The sequence below is a fragment of the Thermanaerothrix sp. genome, from assembly GCF_056331585.1.
The window spans coordinates 1-1,641 of the sequence record NZ_JBWGPQ010000079.1 but is presented as its reverse complement, the minus strand read 5'-3'; the positions used below and the strand labels follow the sequence as shown (position 1 = coordinate 1,641).

Annotated in this window: 3 protein-coding genes; 2 read left to right on the top strand and 1 reads right to left on the bottom strand. The window is 52.5% G+C overall.

What is annotated here, in order from left to right:
* The coding region (locus tag AC01YT_RS13635; RefSeq protein ID WP_476676302.1) for a lipid II flippase MurJ at positions 1–502 on the bottom strand (502 nt) is incomplete at its 3' end.
* Between the two features lie 76 nt (positions 503–578).
* Between AC01YT_RS13635 and AC01YT_RS13630 the strand changes: the two genes are divergently transcribed.
* Together AC01YT_RS13630 and AC01YT_RS13625 are read left to right on the top strand one after the other, a co-directional pair.
* Entirely contained in the window at positions 579–1,277 is a 699-nt protein-coding gene (locus AC01YT_RS13630) for a rhomboid family intramembrane serine protease (RefSeq protein ID WP_424912136.1), read from the top strand.
* A gap of 17 nt (positions 1,278–1,294) precedes the next feature.
* On the top strand, positions 1,295–1,641 hold a 347-nt coding region (locus tag AC01YT_RS13625), incomplete at its 3' end, for an SDH family Clp fold serine proteinase (protein ID WP_476676299.1).

Sequence of the window (1,641 nt, the reverse complement as noted above, 5' to 3'; positions counted from 1 at the left end):
CCAGACCGCTGATGCCAAAAATGGGGACGGTGAGTAAAAGGATACGTAAGAGGTGGGTGGTAAGGGCCTCTTGGCCCGGATCTTGACCCGGGGCCAGCAGGAATAGCCCATGCCGAACGACCTGAGGCGCAAAGAGAGCCACGAGCAGACTGATCAACCCCAGGATCAGGATGAGCCAGTTGAAGATAGCCGAAGCCAGGCGCCACGCCTGATCACGGTCGTCTTGGGTAAGCAATGCCGTAAACGTGGGGATGAAGGCTGATCCCAAAGCGCCGCCGGCCATCAGGTTGAAGAGCATCTCAGCGATGCGGTTGGCTGCGTTGAACGAATCCAGTGCGGCGCTGGTGCCGAACGTGCGATAAATGAGGATACCCCGCACCAGCCCCATCAAGTTGCTGAGCAGAAATGCCACCATGATGGTTGTAGCGGCGCGGGCAATATGTCGGTTGGCTTGATTGATGCGGGGCACATCCTGAGTGTGCATCAGTGCCGATGATAACATAATTTAGAGGTCGAGTAAGAACCTGACCGCAGGCGAGGTTGAGTATAATATCGTTGAGAGGTCGTCTGGAGGTTTTATGTTTCCCATTAAAGATACCGTTCGCTCACGGTCGTTTCCCATCGTCAACTGGACGATCATTATTTTAAATACCCTGGTTTTTCTGTTTGAGATGAGTCTTTCGCCCTTGGGGCTTGAGCGCTTCATCCGCGTTTTTGGGTTGGTGCCGGCCAAATTCTCCTTGGTCAATCCTCTAACCTGGTATCCGTTGCTTACCCACATGTTCTTACATGGGGGATGGGTGCACTTTTTAAGCAACATGTGGACGCTCTATATTTTTGGGGATAACGTTGAGGATCGCCTCGGTTCAGGGCGCTATTTGATTTACTACCTGCTAGGGGGTATCTTTGCCGGTCTGATGCAGATGTTTTTCGGTGGTGCGCCTAACGTTCCTTCGATTGGGGCCAGTGGTGCCATTGCCGCCGTGTTGGGGGCGTATTTCCTGTTTTTCCCTCATGCTCAGGTAATCACCTTTGTGCCGGTCTTCTGGATGCCCTGGTTTGTCAACATTCCGGCGGTGGTTTATCTTGGATTCTGGTTCATCTCCCAGTTGTTCTCGGGGTTGTTGGCGTTAGCCCTGCCTGCTGGAGCAGCGGCGGGAGGTATTGCCTGGTGGGCGCACATTGGTGGCTTTGTTTATGGGCTGATTGTCGCTCGACCATTTAGTTATGGGCGTCGCCCGCGGCGCTGGTATCTGGATGAATACTATCCCTGGTGACTTCACAAGGAGGCCCTATGGACTTACTCAACCTGTTTTGGCTCTTTCTGATTATCTCTTCTGTTGCTCCGCTTTTTCGCCAAAAAATCATTGAGACCCACCGTTTACAGTTGATGCGAAAGATTGAAGAGAAGCGTGGTTCACGCGTGATTGCGCTCATCCATCGCCAGGAGAGTATGTCCTTCCTGGGTTTTCCATTGGCACGCTATATTGATATTGACGATTCAGAACAGGTTCTGCGGGCGATTAAGATGACAGATGATAACGTCCCAATAGATCTGATTCTCCACACGCCGGGCGGTTTGGTGTTGGCAGCGGAGCAGATTGCCAATGCCCTTTCCAAGCATCCGGCTAAAGTGACGGT

Excerpts from the sequence above, each read along its gene's own strand:
- AC01YT_RS13630 (WP_424912136.1), top strand. The coding sequence starts at position 579 with ATGTTTCCCATTAAAGATACCGTTCGCTCACGGTCGTTTCCCATCGTC.